Raw genomic sequence first — 18068 nt, 5'->3', positions numbered from 1 at the left:
TTTAGTTATTATAAATTTTTTCTTCTAATCTTTTCAATTCAAGATTAGCATCATAGGATAGTTTAATATCTACCAAATGTTCCTGTAATTCATTTAAATATTTCTCAGCTTCCTGGTAATTACCCAAAGCAATATTTAATCTGATCAGGTTAAAATAAAGGTATTCTCCAATCTTTTGATTGTAAGGAGCTTTTTTGTCGTTGTAATTCACTTTTGTCAAAGCACTTTTCCAAATGTCAATTCCTTTCTGCATATTTTCCATGGCTACTTTATTTGGCGCATAGTCCGTTTTTGCCTGAAGTTTTTTCAGATTCGTCGTCACGTAGATATATGCTTTTTCCAGATCGTCATACTCTCCTTTATTTTTTACCGTTGATAAGGTCACCGTAGAATTGATGGTCTGATAACCGAAGTTTTCATTAATAATATTCCGTGTACGATCCATCGTTCTCTGCAGGTATCTTTTCTCCTGGGCATTCAGATTGATTTCATTGGTTGGAACACTTGCTATTTCCGCAAAATCTGAGAAATAGGCTTTGTCCAGTTTTACAGCGCCACCCTGTTTTGCGATGATCCTTGTTGGCTGATTGGCAAAAGTTTTCCCCTGGTTGTCCTGAAAGTTTGTTCTTTCCATTTCAATGACGATGTCAAGATAATTTCCACCTTTTGAAAACCCCAACACGTCCATTTGAGAAGCCAGAATTTTATTATCCACAATTAAGGCATCTCTCAGATCCGGTTGCTGATAAACCGGCATCGGAGGAATATTAATTATAGGTCTTGAAGGTAATCTCAATACCGGAGCTCCATTGGTTGCCGCAATTTTTTCAACCGCTGATAATTTGCTGTATTCTGCAGATTCAAGTTTATATTTTTCCTGAAGTTTTTTTACCTCAGCATCATAGTCTTTTAATCTTTCCTGATGTTCATATTTGGCATTTTCAACGTTCGTCTGATAGTTGTCTACCTTTCCTTGATAGTCTTCTTTTGACAATCTTACAACATCTTCCTTTGTAATATTATAGGGAGATTTTACGGTAATCGTATAATTTCTGTTGGAAAGTTCCGTAGGAAAAACCGGCTCTTTCAGAAGCTGAAAACTGATAATCTCTTTATCAATTCTTTGAGCCTGTGAAAATTCAGAATAGAATAATGGTATTAAAAAAAGGAGTTTAAGTTTATTCATAGATAGTATAGTTTTCAGCGCAAATTTATAATAATTTTAGCAACATTTTTGAAGAATAATTTTTCCAGTTATTATTAAATCAACAATAAAAAAGGCAGCCACACGAATGCAACTGCCTACAGAAATTATTAACTCAAAAAATTTTATTTCTTAATGGCTTTTACTGTTGATTTTGAGCCATCTTTAAAGTTCATTGTCACTAAGTATAATCCGGCATTCAATTCACCTAACTGAAGTTCATTGGTAGGTTGATCAATAGTTTTCACTACTCTTCCCGCCACATCCGTGATCGTTACAGATTTCACATCTTTGATATCAGCGATATGCAGAACATCTTTGAATGGATTAGGATATACACTGATTTCTTTTTTCTTCGCACCTGTTTCTAAAGTTGACAAAGAGGTCGCTACTTCAAATACAAAATCAATAAATTCTCCTCTTGAAATGGCTGTACAAGGGCTTGCAGGTGCTGTACTGTTATAATCCGTTACCACTCTCATTCTGTAATTTCCTACTGGTGTTCCCGCAGGTGCAGTAATAGATCCCGTAGTAGTTGTTACATAATTTGACGTAACAAACATTCTTTCTGAAGTTTCAAACGTTAAATTGTTATTCCAGTCTACCCAAACTGCAATTCCACATGTAGGACCTCCTGCTGTGAAAGAAATATTGGTACTGGATCCTGGAGCATTTGTTATTCTATTATTAGTTGTAGTTAAGTTTTGATATCCTCCCGCTACACTGGAACCGGATGCATAAGTCATGTCTATAAGTGCTCCTGTAGAATTGAAGGCAGAAAGCCATGAAGCCTGACCGCTAGATGAAGGCTGACAATAGCCTGTTCTAAAGGCTATAACATCACTCCAAATACTCTTATCTGTAGCGCTGCATGAAGATCTTACCCACGCATAATAGTTCGTATCAGCAGATAGCGAATTCAAAGGGGCAGAAGTTGTAGCAGAAGTTGCAGAGTTCGAAGCGTTTAAAACTGTAGTAGCATCAGGTGCTGTATTGGTTGTACTGTAATATACTTCGTATCCGTTTGCAGGTGTTGAAGCAGGTGCTGTCCAACCGATCACTGCAGAGTTCATCGTTACGTTGGGTGTTGTAACTGCAGTAGGTTCAAGACAAGAAGGAATATTCTGAACGGTAATATTATCAATATAAATGGCACGATTTGAACCACCTAAACCATGTTTAAATGCTAATTGCAAATCAGACCCCGCAGGAATATTAACAGTATATTGTGTATGGGTAGTTGTTAAAGCAATAGGAGAACCAATTTGCGTAAAAGAAGCTGGATCTGCAGGGTTTGATAAAGTACCCATTAATAGTGTTGTACCCGCTGTTCCCGTTCTTGCATAGAATCTCACACGCTTAGTACCATCTGAAAGATTTATAGTTGGAGGTGAAACTAACATTTGACTCCCTGTACTAGCGGTAGAATTATATAAATAATAAGCATTAGGTGCTGAATAATTATTGGTTGTCGTTACATACCCATACCCAGTAAATGAAGCACTTTCTAAATATGCCCAACAGCTTGGCGCATTGGTATTTGTTGAAGACCCTACACTTGTAGTATCAAAATTTTCTGTATACGGAACCGTGAACGTAGAACAAGCTGTTTTAAATGTCCCTGCAAAAGACCATGCACTTTGGCTGGTTGCAGAACTACAATTGGTTCTCACCCAATAATAATAGGTTGTATTGGAATTAAGACTTCCTATCGTTTTACTCGTACCAGATACTGCCGGGTAAGTAGGTGTTACTGTACTTGCAGGTATTGTACTGGAAGTGCTGTGATACACATCATAGCTGGCAGCACTGCTTGGAGCCGTCCATGAAACTAAAGCAGAATTAGCCGTTACTCCTGAAACCGCCTGCAATACTGGAGGTGCACAATCTGAATAGGCATCTGCTGAAAAAGCAAAAACGTTAGGTAAACCAGAGCCACTTACTTTGGTTACTGTTACACTTTGTATCGGCTTCGCCTGATTTGCAGCATCTATTGCCAGTTCATTTTGATATAATCTTGGGTTTGTTCCCCCCTCAGGAGAAGGAACATCATCACCACTGGCAGGAATCGCACCAGGTTTTTTTATTCTTCCTATTCCCTGTACGGCAAAGTTGGTACCCCCATACCAGTCTGGAAGACTGATTCCTGAAAATGTTTGTGAGCTGCCATCTGTAAAGTTTACCACTACGTTTATTGTAGAAGTACCACTCCCACTTACGGCAAGCATATACAGCTTGATGACTGCTTTTGGTGTTGTAAATGCCAAAGTTCCGGCATCATTTACCGCAGCCAGCCTTAGAGAGTTATTTGCATTCAAACTTGCTAGCTGAAAGCTCAGTCCGGGAGTTGTTGCTATTACAGAATTAATAATTCCGTCAATAGGAATACCATACGAAATCGCTGCACTTGTGGATGTCAGCTGGAAATCTTTAGCTACAAAAGCATAAGAAACTCCGTCTACGTCATTATTTGTAGTAATTGTTGAAGATCCTATCCCGTTTGCAATTACGTCAGCTGTAAAGCCCGAAGCAACCGGCATAGTTTGATAATTTTGAGCCATCATTACAGAGGCAGAAAACAGAGCGATAGCAGGTATCACCCTAGAAAATAAATTTATTGCCATTTTGTTCACATTTGTGGCGAAATTTAGTAAAAATAACAATACAAAAAAGATATTTTTAAAGAAAAAGTAAAATAATTACAATCAGAGTCAAATATTAGCATTTTGATACCTGAAAATTATGAGAGCTTAAAAAAAGATTAAAGAAAATTGAGCCATTTCTTATTGATCCTTAATTTTATTATTGAGAAATTAAATCCTATTTTTGTCATACAAATTTTTTGAACAATGCCGAATATTTCAAACAGAGCACTGCATATGCCGCCATCGCCGGTAAGAAAACTGGTTCCCTTTGCGTTACAAGCAAAACAAAAAGGAATAAAAGTATATCACCTTAATATCGGACAGCCTGATATTGAAACTCCGGAAACAGCTTTAAATGCTTTAAAAAACATCGATTTAAAAGTATTGGAATATGCGCTTTCTGAAGGGAATATAGAATACAGAAAAGCCCTTACAGAATATTATCATTCATTAGGTTTTTCAGATATTACTCCCGATAACTTCATTGTTACCAATGGGGGGTCTGAAGCCCTTAACTTTGCTATCTCTACTTTATGTGATGAGGGTGATGAGGTGATTATTCCTGAGCCTTACTATGCTAACTATAACGGTTTCACCAGCACATTCGATGTGAATATTGTAGCAGTACCTTCTACTATTGACACTGGTTTTGCTTTGCCTCCTATTGAGGAATTCGAGAAAAAAATCACAGAAAAAACAAGAGCAATTATCATCTGTAACCCTGGAAACCCTACCGGATATCTGTATACCCGCGAAGAGCTTCAAAAACTTGCAGAAATTGCTTTAAAATATGATATCGTTATCATCTCTGATGAAGTATACAGAGAATATGTATACGATGGAAAGCAGCAGATCTCAATGCTAGACTTCCCTGAATTAGCTGAAAACTGTATCATCATAGACTCTGAATCTAAACGTTACTCTATGTGTGGAGTAAGAATCGGATGTCTGCTTACACGTTCCAACAAGATCCGTAATGCTGCTATGCTTTTTGCACAGGCGAGATTAAGCCCTGTTCTTTTGGGACAGATTGCTGCAACAGCTGCACACCAGAACGATGGTCCTTACATCAGAGCAGTAAGAGAAGAGTATACTCACAGAAGAAATGTATTGGTAGATCTTTTGAACGCCATCCCTGGTGTTATCTGCCCTAAACCTAGAGGTGCTTTCTACTGTGTCGCTGAACTTCCGGTAGATGATACTGAAAAATTTGCACAGTGGCTGCTTGAAAAATATTCTCTGAATAATGAGACGATCATGGTTGCTCCTGCAGGAGGATTCTACAGTAACCCGGAATTGGGCAAGAAGCAGGTAAGAATTGCTTACGTGCTGAAAGAAGAAGATTTAATAAGAAGTGCTGAAATCCTTAAAGAAGCTTTAAAGAAGTACAGAGAAGAATTTAGCCTGTAAAATATACCCTATGCCGACAACAAAAAATATATATCTGAAAATACTGTTTTCGATTCTTTTGCTGTCGGCATTTTTTTCATGTGACTCAAAAAAAACCGAAAAGGCAGCTTCCTCCAAAAATCCGCATGAGATTACTTTCATCAGTGTATCTCATATTGAAGGAAACCTTGGAAATTACAGGATCATTAAAGTCACCAAAGATTCCGTTTTTGCAGAAAAAGGAATAACGGCTAATCAAACCCATAAAGCATGGGCTTCTGCCATCAATTCCAGCACCTGGAAACAGCTTGTATCATCAGTCAATATTGTTGATCTTGACCACATAAAAAGTTCTCCCAGCCAGCAATCGGTAGACGGTATAGATGAAACATTTCAGATCCGTACTCCGAAAAAATCACATATCTATGTGAATGCATATGCGGATACTTTACATTACAAGCAGCTACAACAACTTAAAGAACAACTAGACAAGATTCTTCCTAAAGAATACCAATAAAAAACATGCAAGAAAATTTTTCATTGAAGCCTTATAACACCTTCGGTGTTGAAGCTAAAGCCCAATATTTCACTGAAGTCAATACTATTGATGAATTAAAGGAAGCACTTGTTTTCTCGAAGACTCAATCTCTTCAGGTTCTGTTTTTGGGAGGCGGAAGCAATATTCTTCTTACCAAAGATTTTGAAGGCCTTGCCATCAAGCTTAATTTAAATGGAATTTCCGAAGAGAGCATCAATGAAAATGAAGTCCTGGTCACAGCAAAAGCAGGTGAAAACTGGCATGAATTTGTGATGTACTGCTTACAAAAAAATTATGGCGGACTGGAAAATCTTTCTTTAATTCCCGGAAATGTAGGAACTTCTCCTATGCAGAATATTGGGGCTTACGGAACAGAGATCAAAGATATTTTTGTCAGTTGTCTGGTATTGGATTTAGAAGATCTTGAACTTGCAACATTCAACCTAGAGCAATGCAGGTTCGGTTACAGAGATTCTATTTTCAAACAGGAAGGAAAAGGAAGATATGTTATTCTGGAAGTCACTTTTAAGCTTACCCAAAAAGACCACCATATCAAAACAGAGTACGGAGCGATTCAATCTGAACTGGAGAATCTTGGTATTAAAGACCCAACTATTCAGGATATTTCAAAAGCAGTCATCAATATCAGACAAAGCAAATTGCCGGATCCTAAAGAAATCGGAAACGCCGGAAGCTTTTTCAAAAACCCAACGATTCCTTTGGCTCAATTTGAAGCGTTGAAACAACAATTTGAAAATATCCAGGGCTATCCCAATGGAGATAGGGTAAAAGTTCCTGCAGGATGGCTGATTGAACAATGTGGATGGAAAGGGAAGCAGATCGGGAATGTCGGTTCACACAAATTACAATCCCTGGTGATCATCAATGCTACCGGAAATGCTACCGGAAAAGAAATTTTTGATTTTTCTACGGAGATTATCAATTCTGTGAAAGAAAAGTTCGGTATAGAGCTTGAGCGGGAAGTAAATATTTTATAAAATAGATAAAAGCTGTATTCATGATGAGTGCAGCTTTTTTATTATCGCTTAAAATAGATCAGTTGGATAAACGCTAAGGCGCAAGGATTTTTAATTTACTTTGTTGTTTTAGGACGCAAAGATTTTATCTGTGATAAAACTGAATTCTGTATATTTTATATAATATGATCTCTCGCTGATTTTACAGATCACACGGATGTTTATGGAAAAATCTGCCTAATCTCCTAAATCTGCGAGAATATTTTGTTTTAATGAAACTTTAGGAATATCATTATTATTCAAAATCTTTGCGCCTTAACGTTTTCTAATGGCATTACAACGTATTCAATAACAATACATCCCCAAAAAATCATTATTTTAGCTTAAAATTACAATTCTAGATGAAAATAGCTATTCTTGGAGCCGGAAATATGGGACTCTCTTTTTCAAAATCATTTTTGAAATACGAACTGATCAAACCTGAGCATCTGCACCTTATTATCAGAAGTGAATCCAAAATTTCCAAAATAGCTGAAGAATTTCCCAAGTCTAAAATTTCCACATTTGCAGACGTGAAAGATGTTGATGCTGATTTGGTTATTATCGCTGTAAAACCTCAGGATTTCCAGGCGGTTGTTCAAAACATTCAATTTACTTTTAAAGAAAACCAGATGGTATTATCCATCATGGCCGGAATCAATATTGAAAAAATTCAAAAATCACTGAATCATCCGCTTGTTGTAAGAGCAATGCCGAACTCTCCTACTCTTTTAGGAATGGGAATCACGGGTTATACTGCTGCCAACGGAATTTCTTTCAGTCAGCTCATTAATATCGAAAGATTACTGAACAGCACCGGAAGATCTGTTTATTTGGAAGATGAAAACCTTTTGGATGGTGTCACTGCCCTTTCCGGAAGTGGTCCCGCTTATTTCTACTATATCATTGATGCGATGATCAAGGCAGGAATTGAAATGGGAATTGAAGAAAATCTTTCTAAACTCTTTGTAAAGCAGACAATGCTTGGGGCTTATCATTTGATCAATAACTCAGAAAAAAATCTTGAGGAACTGATTAAAGATGTTGCTTCTAAAGGAGGAACAACTGAAGCAGCCTTAAGAACATTTGAAGAAAGCAGTCTCAAAGAAATTCTGAAACAAGGAATTCTGAATGCTGAAAAACGCGCCAAGGAACTTAATAATTAAATTTTCTTTCAATAGCTCTACAAAATATCCATCCTAAATACACCCCGAAAGTATTCAGGATGATATCGTCTACTTCAAATATGCCCATTCTTGTAAAGTATTGAAGAGCTTCGGCAATAACGATGCATGAGATAAAACTATATAGTAATGGCTTCAGCTTTTTCAGGTCAGAGAAAACCCAGCCCAAAAATCCAAAAGGAATAAACATGATAACATTTCCTAAAACAATCTTTACAATATCTATCGTTTTATTTGTACCCTGGATAAATTTTATCGTCGAAAAAACAGGTTCTACAGTAATGAGATTTTCTTCGTACTGAAATCTGCCCATTCCCCAAAACATCAGATAGAGCAGAAACAGAGTATACGGAACAATAATAATTTTATATATTTTCTTCATCATTGAACTGCTAATATATTCATTTTCAATTCTGCTTACAATATATTCTAAAAATTTATGCCCATAAAAAAAGAGCCAATACGACTCTCTTTTCAGATTATATCATTATGATTTTCTTTTCATTGGGATCTGCAGGTTTGTCGGGCGGTTTTCTTCTGTGTCAAAACCTCTGCCGTCAATATTTCTTGCTCCCCAGAACATCATATCATTGAAAATATAGATCAGGTCATACTCCTTAAAAACCTGTCCTTCCACCAATCCAAACGGCAAAAACTTTTTTCTAAATATACTTTGAGATTTTCCGGTCTCCCACACTTCAAAATTCTCTTTGGCAAGGGTATTTAAAACAACGGTAAAATTTGGAATTAAAGGGGTTACTTCATAAGCCTCATCGGCCGTAAAATCTACTTTTTGTGCTCCTTCTGCAATATCGTGACTTCCTTTCCATTCTACGTGTCCTTTAAGAGCAATTTTAGCTAAAGGTATTTCTCCGTAAGCATCGGCATAATTAATAATTTCCAATTCAAATTTATCTTCGGGAAGAAATGTAAATGATCTTTTCAAATAAAAGGGTTTCAGACTTCCATCTGCATTTTTTAATGCACTTGGACGGATTTCTGTTGAAATACTCTCCCATTCTCCCAAAGCCTTTTTTCTTATCTGCTCTACCATACTGCTGTTGAATTTTTTAATTAATTATATGGGAAACATTCCATTTCCATTAACAGAATTTTCGGCGGTCACTTCTTCCTGCAATACATCCCAATGCTCCACTATTTTATGATCATTTATCCTAAAGATATCCACTCCAATCATATTTTTCCCATTCCAGTTTTGGTATCGTCCATGGATCATTATAATATCTCCATTTTCTGTAATGGTTCCCGGCTCATATTTGAAATCTTCAGGTAAAGCTGGCACAAACTGCTTCAGAGCTTCTGTTCCGTTGGGAATTGAAGGGTTATGCTGAATATAATGATCTCCAAAATAGGTATCGAATGCTGTAATATCTCTATCAACAAAAACAGCGGTGATTGCTTTTAATACTAATTCTTTATTATCCATACTTTATTGTCTTTATATCCACGAAGTTATTACCTTTGTACTACTTATTAATACTAGTCTCAATTATTATTTATAGTATATTTTTTTAGACCAATGGAAAATAAAAGGAAAAACAAAGATTTCAATCCCAATAATTGTCCGGTAACTCATTTTTACAATAAAGTAGGAGGCAAATGGAAAACCGTAATCATGTATGGAATAAGCATGAATGTGAACCGTTTCAGCATGCTTCAAAAAGCCATTCCCATGATCAGTAAACAAATGCTGGTGAATCAGCTCAGAGAAATGGAAGAGGATCATATTATTGCAAGAACAATCTATGCAGAAATCCCGCCAAGAGTAGAATATCAGCTTACAGAATATGGAAAAACCTTTATGCCGATCCTTATGACCATTCAGGATTGGGGAATTAAAGATATGGCTTTAAAAAATTAATTTTTTAATAATCTATTTTGACTTTGAGTTTCTTATTACAAACCTTATTTTTACATTATATTTTATTTCAATGAAATACGTTTTACTTACACTTATTTCAGCAATGCTGCTGTCGGTTTCATGGCCAACTTATGGGGTCCCGTTTTTTATATTTTTTGCCCTTGTCCCTCTTCTGATGATGGAACATGGGGTTTCAAAATTTTCTGATTACAAAAGAAAGAGCTGGGTGGTCTTTGGATTGTCATACCTCTGCTTTATAATCTGGAATGTAGTCACTACAGGATGGCTGTATGGCGCAAAGAATCCGGATGGAAGCCACTCTCTACTGGCTGTTTTATTCCCCGTCCTGGTAAATTCTTTTTTATATTCTTTGGTATTTCAATGCTATCACTGGTATAAAAATGCTCAGGGAACCTATTGGGGACTTGGGTTTCTGATCGCAATCTGGATGAGTTTTGAAAAGTTTCATATGGGCTGGGAATTGACATGGCCCTGGCTGAATCTGGGAAATGTATTTTCAGATTACCCGAAGCTGATCCAATGGTATGATACACTGGGAGCTACAGGAGGAAGCTTCTGGATCCTTCTGATCAATGTTCTGATCTTTTATACAATAAGAACATGGGAAGCGGGAAGAAAGAGAAAGGATCTGATTAAAAATTCTTCTATTGTAGGAGCTTTAATTGTTCTTCCTATGATTATTTCCGTGATCAAATACAATAATTTTGATGAAAAACCAACTGGACAGGTCAACGTACTGATGTTACAACCGGACCTTGATCCTTATGCTGAAAAATATTCAAAAGACAGTTTAATTATAGAGCAGGATCTTTTAGCACTCGCTGAAAAAAACTCAACAGGTAAAATAGATTATTATATAGCTCCGGAAACAGCCCTTCCCGGAAGAGGATCTATTTCTGAAACTGCTTTTGAAAAAAGTTTACTTTTAAACAATATCAAAGGATTTTTATCCAAACATCCGGGATCTGTTTTTGCAACAGGAATTTCTTCACACCGTTTTTATTATAATCCTGCTGACTTGCCTAAAGAAGCGTACCCCATCAATAGTGGTGTCTGGGTGAGCAGCTATAATACAGCGATTCAGCTTGTACCTAATCAAAAAGTTCAGGCCTACCACAAAGGGAAATTGGTACCGGGTGTTGAAATATTCCCTTATATGAATGTTTTAAAACCACTTTTAGGAGATGCTATGCTCAATCTTGGAGGTACTGTGGCTTCTTTAGGAACAGACAAAGAAAGGGTTGCTTTCTCAAATCCTTACAACAAAGGAAAATTAGCTCCTATCATTTGCTATGAAAGTATTTATGGTGAGTTTGTAACAGACTATGTGAAAAAGGGTGCTAATTTCTTGGGGATTATGACCAATGACTCCTGGTGGGGGGTTACAGAAGGACACAAACAGCTTTTATCTTACGCAAAACTGAGAGCCATTGAAACCAGAAGAGAAATTGCCCGTGCTGCCAATAGTGGTATTTCAGCGCATATCAATGCTAAAGGTGAGATTACTGCTGATACTTTTTATGGAGATCAGACCGCTTTATTTGCAAAAGTGAATCTTTATGATACCATGACGTTCTATACAAGAGCCGGTGATCTTCTTTCAAGGTTTTCAATCTTTGCCTTAGGATTTTTACTGTTTTATTATCTGATTGAATGGTTTAAAAAGAAAACAAAGAAAGCGTAATTTTTTAAACACAAATTGCACAAGTTTCCACACGAATAACACAAAAACTGTGTAACCTGAAAGATTTGCGAGCCTTATATTTTCTCGCTGATTTTGCTGATTACACAGTTTTTTATTGTATGAAGTTTTACTTTTACTTAAATATGTAAAATATTTAGAACAAAAAAAAGAGAAAAGCCAGCTGGACGTCTGGCTTTTCTCATTGATAGAAGATAGAATTGATTCAATTACTTAATCGTAAGCTTCTTGGTGGTTATTTCGTTTTTTATCTTCAGTTTTAATAGATATACTCCTTTGGGTAAATGAGAAACATCAATAGACTGATCTCCATTTACCGTAATATTAAGTTTTCTTCCGTCCATTGAATACATTTCAGCTTCCGAAACTTTTTCTCCTTTGATATATACTTTATCCGATACTGGGTTGGGATAAATGACAAGCTGTTTGTCAGATTTAATTTCTGCTGTTCCCAGTACACTTTGCACAGAAGCATCAGAATATACTTTTGAGGCATCAATAGACTTTACACTCCAATACACATGCTGAATAGCTGGATCAAGATCCAAAAACCAGGAAGGAGTTGTCACAACATATTTAGCAATGTCATGTGCTCCCTGTGTAGATCCCACCGTAATTTCATAACGCAGAGCATTCACCGGAGTTTTATCATCCGAGGCGCCACTCCATGTAAAATTAAAGTGGTTCCCGTTTTTGGTCATATTCAGCTGAGTGGGAGGAGTCGGCTTTGCGTTTTCTGCTGTAGAATTATTTTTAAAGACCTTAGTCAGTGAAGGCAGATCAGTCGTTGCCCAGTCAAACCCTCCCAGCAGGATATCCAGATGATGATCATTATTAAAATCAAAAAGATGTACGAGCCCGGGGCCTCCCAATTGAGTAATACCCGTTATTGTTCCTTCATTAAACTTATGATCGGAAGTATTGTATATATAGGTTTTTACAACCGCATTATAATTTTCGTTTCCAGCAATGATAAAGTCATAATATCCGTCATTATTAAGATCACCAATGCTTATTGATGCATCCGAAATATCATTTACAGCAATCACCTGGGGAGTCAATGTACCGGTACCGTCATTCATTAAAACAGCAAAATACCCATCATCATTTCCGTCTTTTCCTATCACAACAATATCCTGAAATCCATCTGCATTAAAGTCTGCAAAATCTATTTTCCCACCGGATAACGGAGCAAGATCCTGTGTATGTGTAAGTACACCTGCCTGGTTCATGTATACCTTAGAAACCGGAGCTCCATTGATATCCGATCCGATAATCACAAGATCCAGAAGATGGTCATTATTTAAATCTACAATTTTGAAACTTCCGTTTTGGGTTCCGTCAACCCAATTCTCTGTCATATCAAAATCATTCCCTGTATTTTTATAATAATCTAATGTATTTCTGAAACCACCTCCATGGGCATATTGAGTTCCATTGATGGCATAGTCTGGTTTTCCATCATGGTTAAAATCAAAAACTTCCATCGATCCATAGATTTTCCCCGGAAGTTCAGTTTCTTTTACAAACCCTGTCCCTGTATTTTTGAATCGATAGTGTTTATAATTAACAATATCCATATAGCTGAGTCCGGTGGAAATAATATCCATCAGCCCGTCATTATTATAATCAATGAACTTAATATCCCCCAAATGGTTGGCATCAATTCCCAATCCTGCATAAGGCAACAATGTCGTTCCATTATTCTGATATACTTCATTATAAGTACTATCTACGTTTCCGTCGCCATCAGAATCTATAGCTCCGTTCAGTACAATATCCATTGTACCATTGTTGTCTATATCCGCAATATCAGCTGCCGAATAGTAAAAATTATTCATGCTGGTCTGTATCTCAGTAAAGTTTTGAGCCATCAGGCCAACAGGCAGCATAGACAATAGAATAGAAATCCTCCTCATGATTATTTTTATTTAGATTAATTAAAAACAAAGATAGATTATTAAATTCTTTGCTTAAAAAAAAGCCTGTATGAAATATATCAGGACCCATTATCTGCTGTATCCCAAGGATTCTACTATTTTAAAAATTCAATATTATTAATCAGTCACTTATTTACAAATATTTTCCAAAAGATTTGTCTATCTAAAAAATTCTTCGTTATTTTGCACTCTCAAATATTATACAAATAAGAACATCGAGATATGTCAAGAATTTGCCAAATAACAGGAAAGCGTGCAATGGTTGGTAACAACGTTTCTCACGCTAATAACAAAACGAAGCGTCGTTTTGAAATTAACTTATTAGAGAAGAAGTTTTACCTTCCAGAGCAAGATAAGCACGTTACACTGAAAGTATCAGCTCATGGATTGAGAGTGATTAACAAGATTGGAATCGAAGAAGCTATTGAAAGAGCTACTAGAAACGGATTGATTAAAAAGAATTAATAAATCATGGCAAAAAAAGGAAATAGAGTTCAAGTAATCCTTGAATGTACAGAGCACAAAGAAAGCGGTATGCCAGGAATGTCTAGATACATTTCTACAAAAAATAAAAAGAACACTACAGAGAGATTGGAATTGAAAAAATACAATCCTGTTCTTAAGAGATCTACCCTTCACAAAGAAATTAAGTAATTTATAAATAATATCTTACCATGGCAAAGAAAGTAGTAGCAACCCTACAAAGCGGTCAGTCTAAAAAGATGACTAAAGTGGTGAAAATGACTAAGTCTTCTAAATCAGGAGCTTACGTTTTCGAAGAAAAAGTAATGAACGCTGACGAAGTAGACGGTTATTTGAAAAAATAATCAGTACTTTGTTTACAATATAAAAAACTACTCATATTTTGGGTAGTTTTTTTGTTATCTTTGTTCACCAGATTATTAATCAGCAAAATATGAAAAAGATTCTTGTTCTGGCATGCACAGTAACTTCTCTATTTTCATTCAGTCAGAAAACGATGAGCTCTATAGAATATAAAAATTCTCCAAAAGTTTTCAACATAAAAGGACTGTCACAATCAGTAAGTATTGACTGTGGAAGTTCCAAAATGATCTTATTGTCTGGGCAGGTGCCTCTGGACAACGAAGGTAACTTAGTGGGAAGTACTATAGAGGAACAAACCCATCAGGTTTTCAAAAACATTGAAAACATATTGAAAGAATATGGAGGTACCGGGAAAGATATTATTAAATTGGGAATCTTCACCACAGACATCCAAAAAACGCCTGATTTTAGAAAAGTCAGGGATTTGTATGTTAATACTCAGAACCCTCCCGTAAGCAGCCTTGTAGAGGTGAGCAGACTCTTCAGAGACGATGTGCTTATAGAAGTAGAAGCTACAGCAGTGATTAAAAATAAATAAGAATAAACTAAAACTATGAGTTGGTTTAAAAATATTTTCAAAAAAGAAGAAAAAGAAACCTTAGACAAAGGATTGGAAAAATCCAGTCAGGGATTCTTTGAAAAAATGACGAAAGCCGTAGTCGGCAAAAGTAAAGTAGATGATGAAGTACTGGATGATCTGGAAGAAATACTGATTGCTTCTGATGTAGGTGCCTCTACCACTATCAAAATCATAGAAAGAATTGAAGAACGTGTTTCAAGAGATAAATATGTAGGAGTAAACGAGCTGGATAGTATTCTTCGTGAAGAAATCTCAGGACTGCTTCTTGAAAACCCTCATGCCAGTACGGGAAACATCGATACTTCAAAAAAACCATATGTCATTATGGTAGTAGGGGTAAATGGTGTTGGAAAAACAACAACTATTGGAAAACTGGCTCACCAGTTCAAATCAGAAGGTAAGAAAGTAGTTCTTGGAGCTGCTGATACCTTTAGAGCTGCTGCGGTAGATCAACTTGTTATCTGGAGTGAAAGAGTGGGTGTTCCTATTGTAAAACAGGAAATGGGATCTGATCCTGCTTCTGTAGCATTTGACACCGTGCAGAGTGCTGTAGCACAAAATGCAGATGTGGTCATCATTGATACAGCAGGAAGACTTCACAACAAAATCAACCTGATGAACGAACTTTCCAAGATCAAAAGAGTCATGCAGAAAGTTATTCCTGATGCCCCTCATGAGATCCTACTGGTTCTTGATGGTTCTACAGGACAGAATGCCTTCGAGCAGGCAAAACAATTTACAGCGGCAACGGAAGTGAATGCTTTAGCAGTAACAAAATTGGACGGAACAGCAAAAGGAGGTGTTGTGATTGGGATCTCTGATCAGTTCCAAATTCCAGTTAAATATATTGGTGTAGGCGAAAAAATGCAGGATCTACAGCTCTTTAATGGTACGGAATTTGTAGACTCATTCTTCAAGAAAAGATGATTTATATCATGTTTTCCCTTATATTAGCAAACTAATCATTTTTAAATATTAACAATAAAAAAATTTGCAACTATGGGAATACTAACATGGATCTTATTCGGTCTTATTGCTGGTGCAATCGCTAAAATGATCATGCCCGGAACTCAGGGAGGAGGATGGCTAATCACTATTATCCTGGGAATCCTGGGAGCCTTTGTAGGAGGAGCTATTGGAGTTTACGTTCTACACTGGGGGGATGTCTCTTCATTCTGGAATCCGAGAAGCTGGATTCTTTCAATTGGAGGAGCTTTAATCATCCTCTGGATTTACGGAATGGCTACCAAAAAAAGCTGATATCAAATATCAATGTTGATAAAAAAATAAAATCCCGGATCTGAAATTCAGATCCGGGATTTTCGTGTACAATATAAATTTAGTTAGTTGTTGATTCTAATCTGATAAGGCATTTCCATTTTCACCTCAGACTGTAATTTTTTGTCTGTGATTTGCTGTAAAATCTCGTAGTTGGATTTACCTATTTTATTTTTAATAATTCTGGCAGAAACATCTTCTTCGTTCAGATCCTTGAAGATTTGCTCGAAAGGTGACATTCTCTTAGGAAAAGCATCTACCTGGTAAGATTTCAATCCTGCCTTCTGTGCAGCAAACTTCACAGCATCGTTCAGCGTACCTAATTCGTCTACCAAACCAATCTGCTTGGCACGAACTCCGCTCCATACTCTACCTCCTCCTACATTGTCGATCTGCTCAAAAGTTTTCTTTCTGTTCTGAGTCACAAAGTGTACAAATCTCTTATAGGTTCCTTCTACACTTCTGGTCATCATATTCACCCCATAAGGAGTCACTCCGTTTAGCCCTGAATAATACATAGAGTTCGCATTGGTAGCAACAATATCTGCACGAATTCCGTTTTTACTTGCGATATCTTTATAATAAGGCATTACCCCAAATACTCCGATAGAACCGGTAAGCGTGTTAGGCTCTGAATAAATTTTATCTGCTGCCATTGCCACATAATATCCACCTGAAGCAGCATAGTCTCCAAAAGAAACTACCAATGGCTTTTTCTTTTTCAGCTGCTGCAATTCAAATAAAATTTCATCCGAAGCATTAGCACTTCCCCCTGGAGAGTTGATTCTGAAAACTACCGCTTTCACCTTATCATCGTCCTGAAGTTTTTTGATATAATTCACATACTTTTCAGAATGAATATCATTATACTCATCTCCATTGTTGATGGATCCTGAAGCATACAATACAGCTACCTTTTCACCCGATTTATCTTCGTCAGCATATGAGCTGATATAACCTGACAGAGAAATTTTATTAAGCTTTTCTTTTTCTTTTAAACTCAATTTCGACTTAATAAGATCTTCATATTCGGATTTCTGAATAAGCTTATCTGCAAGTCTGTATTTTAAGCCCTGCTCAGGAATCATTCCATATAAGCTGTCTGTAATTGTTCTGAACTGAGCGGTATCAATTTTTCTTGAAGCCGCTATTTTATTCGATGTATTTTTCCAAAGATCATTCAAAAGAGTACTTAGCTGCTCTTTATTTTCCGGGGAAATATCATTTCTTAAAAAAGGTTCTACCGCAGACTTGAATTTACCGTGACGGATCACTTCAATCCCGATACCATATTTATCAGCAAAATCCTTAAAGAATGTAACCTCAGTAGAAAGACCTTTCAATTCGATTCCTCCTGCCGGATGAAGATAATATTTATCAGCTACAGATCCTAAATAATAAGCTGATTGTGATACTCCGTTTCCGTAAGCATACACAAACTTTCCACTTTTCTTAAAATCTGCAATGGCATTTCTAAGATCATCGATCTGAGTAAGCCCGGCATTCAAATTATCCGCCTCAATACTAATCCCTTTAATATTATCATCGGTTTTAGCTTTATTAATAGCTTCCAATGCATCATATAAAAGAATACTTTTATTTTGGGAACTTATACCAAACAACCCCATCTGCTCTTCAGTAGGACTATCGATTATATTTGTTTTTAAATTAATCGTAAGAACCGAGTTCTTTTTCACTACTACCGACTTGTCATTTCCCATAGAACTGAATACAAGCACCGTAATGAAAAAGATGAAAAATAGAGCGCAAAGTATGATAATTGCTACTATATTTGCCAAAACATTTTTAAAGAAACTTCTCATAAATCAATCAATTTTCTAAT

General features: G+C 36.4%; 19 protein-coding genes. 12 read left to right on the top strand and 7 right to left on the bottom strand.

The features are described 5' to 3' along the window. Position 1 precedes the first annotated feature (1 nt). Positions 2–1186 carry a hypothetical protein gene (locus C1634_RS10345; protein WP_103234589.1) on the bottom strand — a complete coding sequence of 395 codons (1185 nt, stop codon included), beginning with the start codon at positions 1184–1186 and terminating at the stop codon, positions 2–4. 143 nt (positions 1187–1329) lie between these two features. Continuing rightward, complete coding sequence (locus C1634_RS10340; protein ID WP_103234590.1) at positions 1330–3828, bottom strand: GEVED domain-containing protein; 2499 nt, start codon at positions 3826–3828, stop codon at positions 1330–1332. 225 nt (positions 3829–4053) lie between these two features. Here C1634_RS10340 and C1634_RS10335 point away from each other — a divergent pair, with 225 nt between their 5' ends. The 4 genes from C1634_RS10335 to proC all read left to right on the top strand — a co-directional run bounded on the left by C1634_RS10335 (position 4054) and on the right by proC (position 7958). After that, positions 4054–5259 (top strand): pyridoxal phosphate-dependent aminotransferase, encoded by a 1206-nt coding sequence (locus tag C1634_RS10335; protein WP_103234591.1) that lies wholly within the window; start codon positions 4054–4056, stop codon positions 5257–5259. A 10-nt stretch (positions 5260–5269) separates the two neighbouring features. Beyond that, positions 5270–5755: a hypothetical protein gene (locus tag C1634_RS10330; RefSeq protein ID WP_103234592.1), complete on the top strand. Its 486-nt coding sequence runs from the start codon at positions 5270–5272 to the stop codon at positions 5753–5755. Between the two features lie 5 nt (positions 5756–5760). Further along, complete coding sequence (murB, locus tag C1634_RS10325) at positions 5761–6774, top strand: UDP-N-acetylmuramate dehydrogenase (protein WP_109738370.1); 1014 nt, start codon at positions 5761–5763, stop codon at positions 6772–6774. 380 nt (positions 6775–7154) lie between these two features. Beyond that, positions 7155–7958 carry a pyrroline-5-carboxylate reductase gene (proC, locus tag C1634_RS10320; protein ID WP_103235624.1) on the top strand — a complete coding sequence of 268 codons (804 nt, stop codon included), beginning with the start codon at positions 7155–7157 and terminating at the stop codon, positions 7956–7958. Here proC and C1634_RS10315 read toward each other — a convergent pair. From C1634_RS10315 to C1634_RS10305, 3 genes are all read right to left on the bottom strand, one after another. Next, the gene (locus C1634_RS10315; protein ID WP_109738369.1) at positions 7948–8361 is read right to left on the bottom strand and encodes a VanZ family protein; all 414 of its coding nucleotides are present in this window, start codon (positions 8359–8361) and stop codon (positions 7948–7950) included. The genes proC and C1634_RS10315 overlap by 11 nt on opposite strands. Before the next feature lie 102 nt (positions 8362–8463). Further along, entirely contained in the window at positions 8464–9030 is a 567-nt protein-coding gene (locus C1634_RS10310; protein WP_109738368.1) for a hypothetical protein, read from the bottom strand. A 24-nt stretch (positions 9031–9054) separates the two neighbouring features. Next, positions 9055–9423 carry a nuclear transport factor 2 family protein gene (locus tag C1634_RS10305; protein WP_103234360.1) on the bottom strand — a complete coding sequence of 123 codons (369 nt, stop codon included), beginning with the start codon at positions 9421–9423 and terminating at the stop codon, positions 9055–9057. A 93-nt stretch (positions 9424–9516) separates the two neighbouring features. Between C1634_RS10305 and C1634_RS10300 the strand changes: the two genes are divergently transcribed. Then, a complete protein-coding gene (locus C1634_RS10300) occupies positions 9517–9858 on the top strand; it encodes a winged helix-turn-helix transcriptional regulator (RefSeq protein ID WP_103234359.1) in 342 nt (113 codons plus the stop codon). A 70-nt stretch (positions 9859–9928) separates the two neighbouring features. Next, positions 9929–11563, top strand: coding sequence for an apolipoprotein N-acyltransferase (gene lnt / locus C1634_RS10295; RefSeq protein WP_103234358.1), 1635 nt, complete (start codon positions 9929–9931; stop codon positions 11561–11563). Positions 11564–11790: 227 nt separating this feature from the next. On the opposite strand, the gene C1634_RS10290 is transcribed toward lnt, so the two are convergent. After that, positions 11791–13500, bottom strand: a complete 1710-nt coding sequence (locus tag C1634_RS10290; RefSeq protein WP_228410053.1) for a T9SS type A sorting domain-containing protein — start codon at positions 13498–13500, stop codon at positions 11791–11793. Positions 13501–13743: 243 nt separating this feature from the next. Here C1634_RS10290 and rpmB point away from each other — a divergent pair, with 243 nt between their 5' ends. The 6 genes from rpmB to C1634_RS10260 all read left to right on the top strand — a co-directional run bounded on the left by rpmB (position 13744) and on the right by C1634_RS10260 (position 16207). Further along, a complete protein-coding gene (rpmB, locus tag C1634_RS10285) occupies positions 13744–13986 on the top strand; it encodes a 50S ribosomal protein L28 (RefSeq protein ID WP_002976757.1) in 243 nt (80 codons plus the stop codon). Positions 13987–13992: 6 nt separating this feature from the next. Continuing rightward, complete coding sequence (gene rpmG, locus C1634_RS10280) at positions 13993–14175, top strand: 50S ribosomal protein L33 (protein ID WP_027373683.1); 183 nt, start codon at positions 13993–13995, stop codon at positions 14173–14175. Between the two features lie 20 nt (positions 14176–14195). Continuing rightward, positions 14196–14348 (top strand): DUF4295 family protein, encoded by a 153-nt coding sequence (locus tag C1634_RS10275; protein WP_081989060.1) that lies wholly within the window; start codon positions 14196–14198, stop codon positions 14346–14348. 89 nt (positions 14349–14437) lie between these two features. Next, positions 14438–14905 (top strand): RidA family protein, encoded by a 468-nt coding sequence (locus tag C1634_RS10270; RefSeq protein ID WP_109738367.1) that lies wholly within the window; start codon positions 14438–14440, stop codon positions 14903–14905. A 15-nt stretch (positions 14906–14920) separates the two neighbouring features. Beyond that, positions 14921–15874 (top strand): signal recognition particle-docking protein FtsY, encoded by a 954-nt coding sequence (gene ftsY, locus C1634_RS10265; protein WP_103234354.1) that lies wholly within the window; start codon positions 14921–14923, stop codon positions 15872–15874. Positions 15875–15946: 72 nt separating this feature from the next. Beyond that, complete coding sequence (locus tag C1634_RS10260) at positions 15947–16207, top strand: GlsB/YeaQ/YmgE family stress response membrane protein (RefSeq protein ID WP_103234353.1); 261 nt, start codon at positions 15947–15949, stop codon at positions 16205–16207. Positions 16208–16290: 83 nt separating this feature from the next. Here C1634_RS10260 and sppA read toward each other — a convergent pair whose 3' ends face one another. After that, a complete protein-coding gene (gene sppA, locus C1634_RS10255) occupies positions 16291–18048 on the bottom strand; it encodes a signal peptide peptidase SppA (RefSeq protein WP_109738366.1) in 1758 nt (585 codons plus the stop codon). Positions 18049–18068 lie beyond the last annotated feature (20 nt).

Origin of the sequence: Chryseobacterium viscerum, from assembly GCF_002899945.2 — a bacterium.
Lineage (GTDB): Bacteria > Bacteroidota > Bacteroidia > Flavobacteriales > Weeksellaceae > Chryseobacterium > Chryseobacterium viscerum.
The sequence above is the reverse complement of the archived record's forward strand: the minus strand, read 5'-3'. Positions and strand labels throughout refer to the sequence as shown.

What these genes read in the sequence shown, in the direction of transcription:
- C1634_RS10345 (WP_103234589.1), bottom strand. Translation starts at nt 1,186, where the DNA reads ATGAATAAACTTAAACTCCTTTTTTTAATACCATTATTCTATTCTGAA.
- C1634_RS10340 (WP_103234590.1), bottom strand. Translation starts at nt 3,828, where the DNA reads ATGGCAATAAATTTATTTTCTAGGGTGATACCTGCTATCGCTCTGTTT.
- C1634_RS10335 (WP_103234591.1), top strand. Translation starts at nt 4,054, where the DNA reads ATGCCGAATATTTCAAACAGAGCACTGCATATGCCGCCATCGCCGGTA.
- C1634_RS10330 (WP_103234592.1), top strand. Translation starts at nt 5,270, where the DNA reads ATGCCGACAACAAAAAATATATATCTGAAAATACTGTTTTCGATTCTT.
- murB (WP_109738370.1), top strand. Translation starts at nt 5,761, where the DNA reads ATGCAAGAAAATTTTTCATTGAAGCCTTATAACACCTTCGGTGTTGAA.
- proC (WP_103235624.1), top strand. Translation starts at nt 7,155, where the DNA reads ATGAAAATAGCTATTCTTGGAGCCGGAAATATGGGACTCTCTTTTTCA.
- C1634_RS10315 (WP_109738369.1), bottom strand. Translation starts at nt 8,361, where the DNA reads ATGATGAAGAAAATATATAAAATTATTATTGTTCCGTATACTCTGTTT.
- C1634_RS10310 (WP_109738368.1), bottom strand. Translation starts at nt 9,030, where the DNA reads ATGGTAGAGCAGATAAGAAAAAAGGCTTTGGGAGAATGGGAGAGTATT.
- C1634_RS10305 (WP_103234360.1), bottom strand. Translation starts at nt 9,423, where the DNA reads ATGGATAATAAAGAATTAGTATTAAAAGCAATCACCGCTGTTTTTGTT.
- C1634_RS10300 (WP_103234359.1), top strand. Translation starts at nt 9,517, where the DNA reads ATGGAAAATAAAAGGAAAAACAAAGATTTCAATCCCAATAATTGTCCG.
- lnt (WP_103234358.1), top strand. Translation starts at nt 9,929, where the DNA reads ATGAAATACGTTTTACTTACACTTATTTCAGCAATGCTGCTGTCGGTT.
- C1634_RS10290 (WP_228410053.1), bottom strand. Translation starts at nt 13,500, where the DNA reads ATGAGGAGGATTTCTATTCTATTGTCTATGCTGCCTGTTGGCCTGATG.
- rpmB (WP_002976757.1), top strand. Translation starts at nt 13,744, where the DNA reads ATGTCAAGAATTTGCCAAATAACAGGAAAGCGTGCAATGGTTGGTAAC.
- rpmG (WP_027373683.1), top strand. Translation starts at nt 13,993, where the DNA reads ATGGCAAAAAAAGGAAATAGAGTTCAAGTAATCCTTGAATGTACAGAG.
- C1634_RS10275 (WP_081989060.1), top strand. Translation starts at nt 14,196, where the DNA reads ATGGCAAAGAAAGTAGTAGCAACCCTACAAAGCGGTCAGTCTAAAAAG.
- C1634_RS10270 (WP_109738367.1), top strand. Translation starts at nt 14,438, where the DNA reads ATGAAAAAGATTCTTGTTCTGGCATGCACAGTAACTTCTCTATTTTCA.
- ftsY (WP_103234354.1), top strand. Translation starts at nt 14,921, where the DNA reads ATGAGTTGGTTTAAAAATATTTTCAAAAAAGAAGAAAAAGAAACCTTA.
- C1634_RS10260 (WP_103234353.1), top strand. Translation starts at nt 15,947, where the DNA reads ATGGGAATACTAACATGGATCTTATTCGGTCTTATTGCTGGTGCAATC.
- sppA (WP_109738366.1), bottom strand. Translation starts at nt 18,048, where the DNA reads ATGAGAAGTTTCTTTAAAAATGTTTTGGCAAATATAGTAGCAATTATC.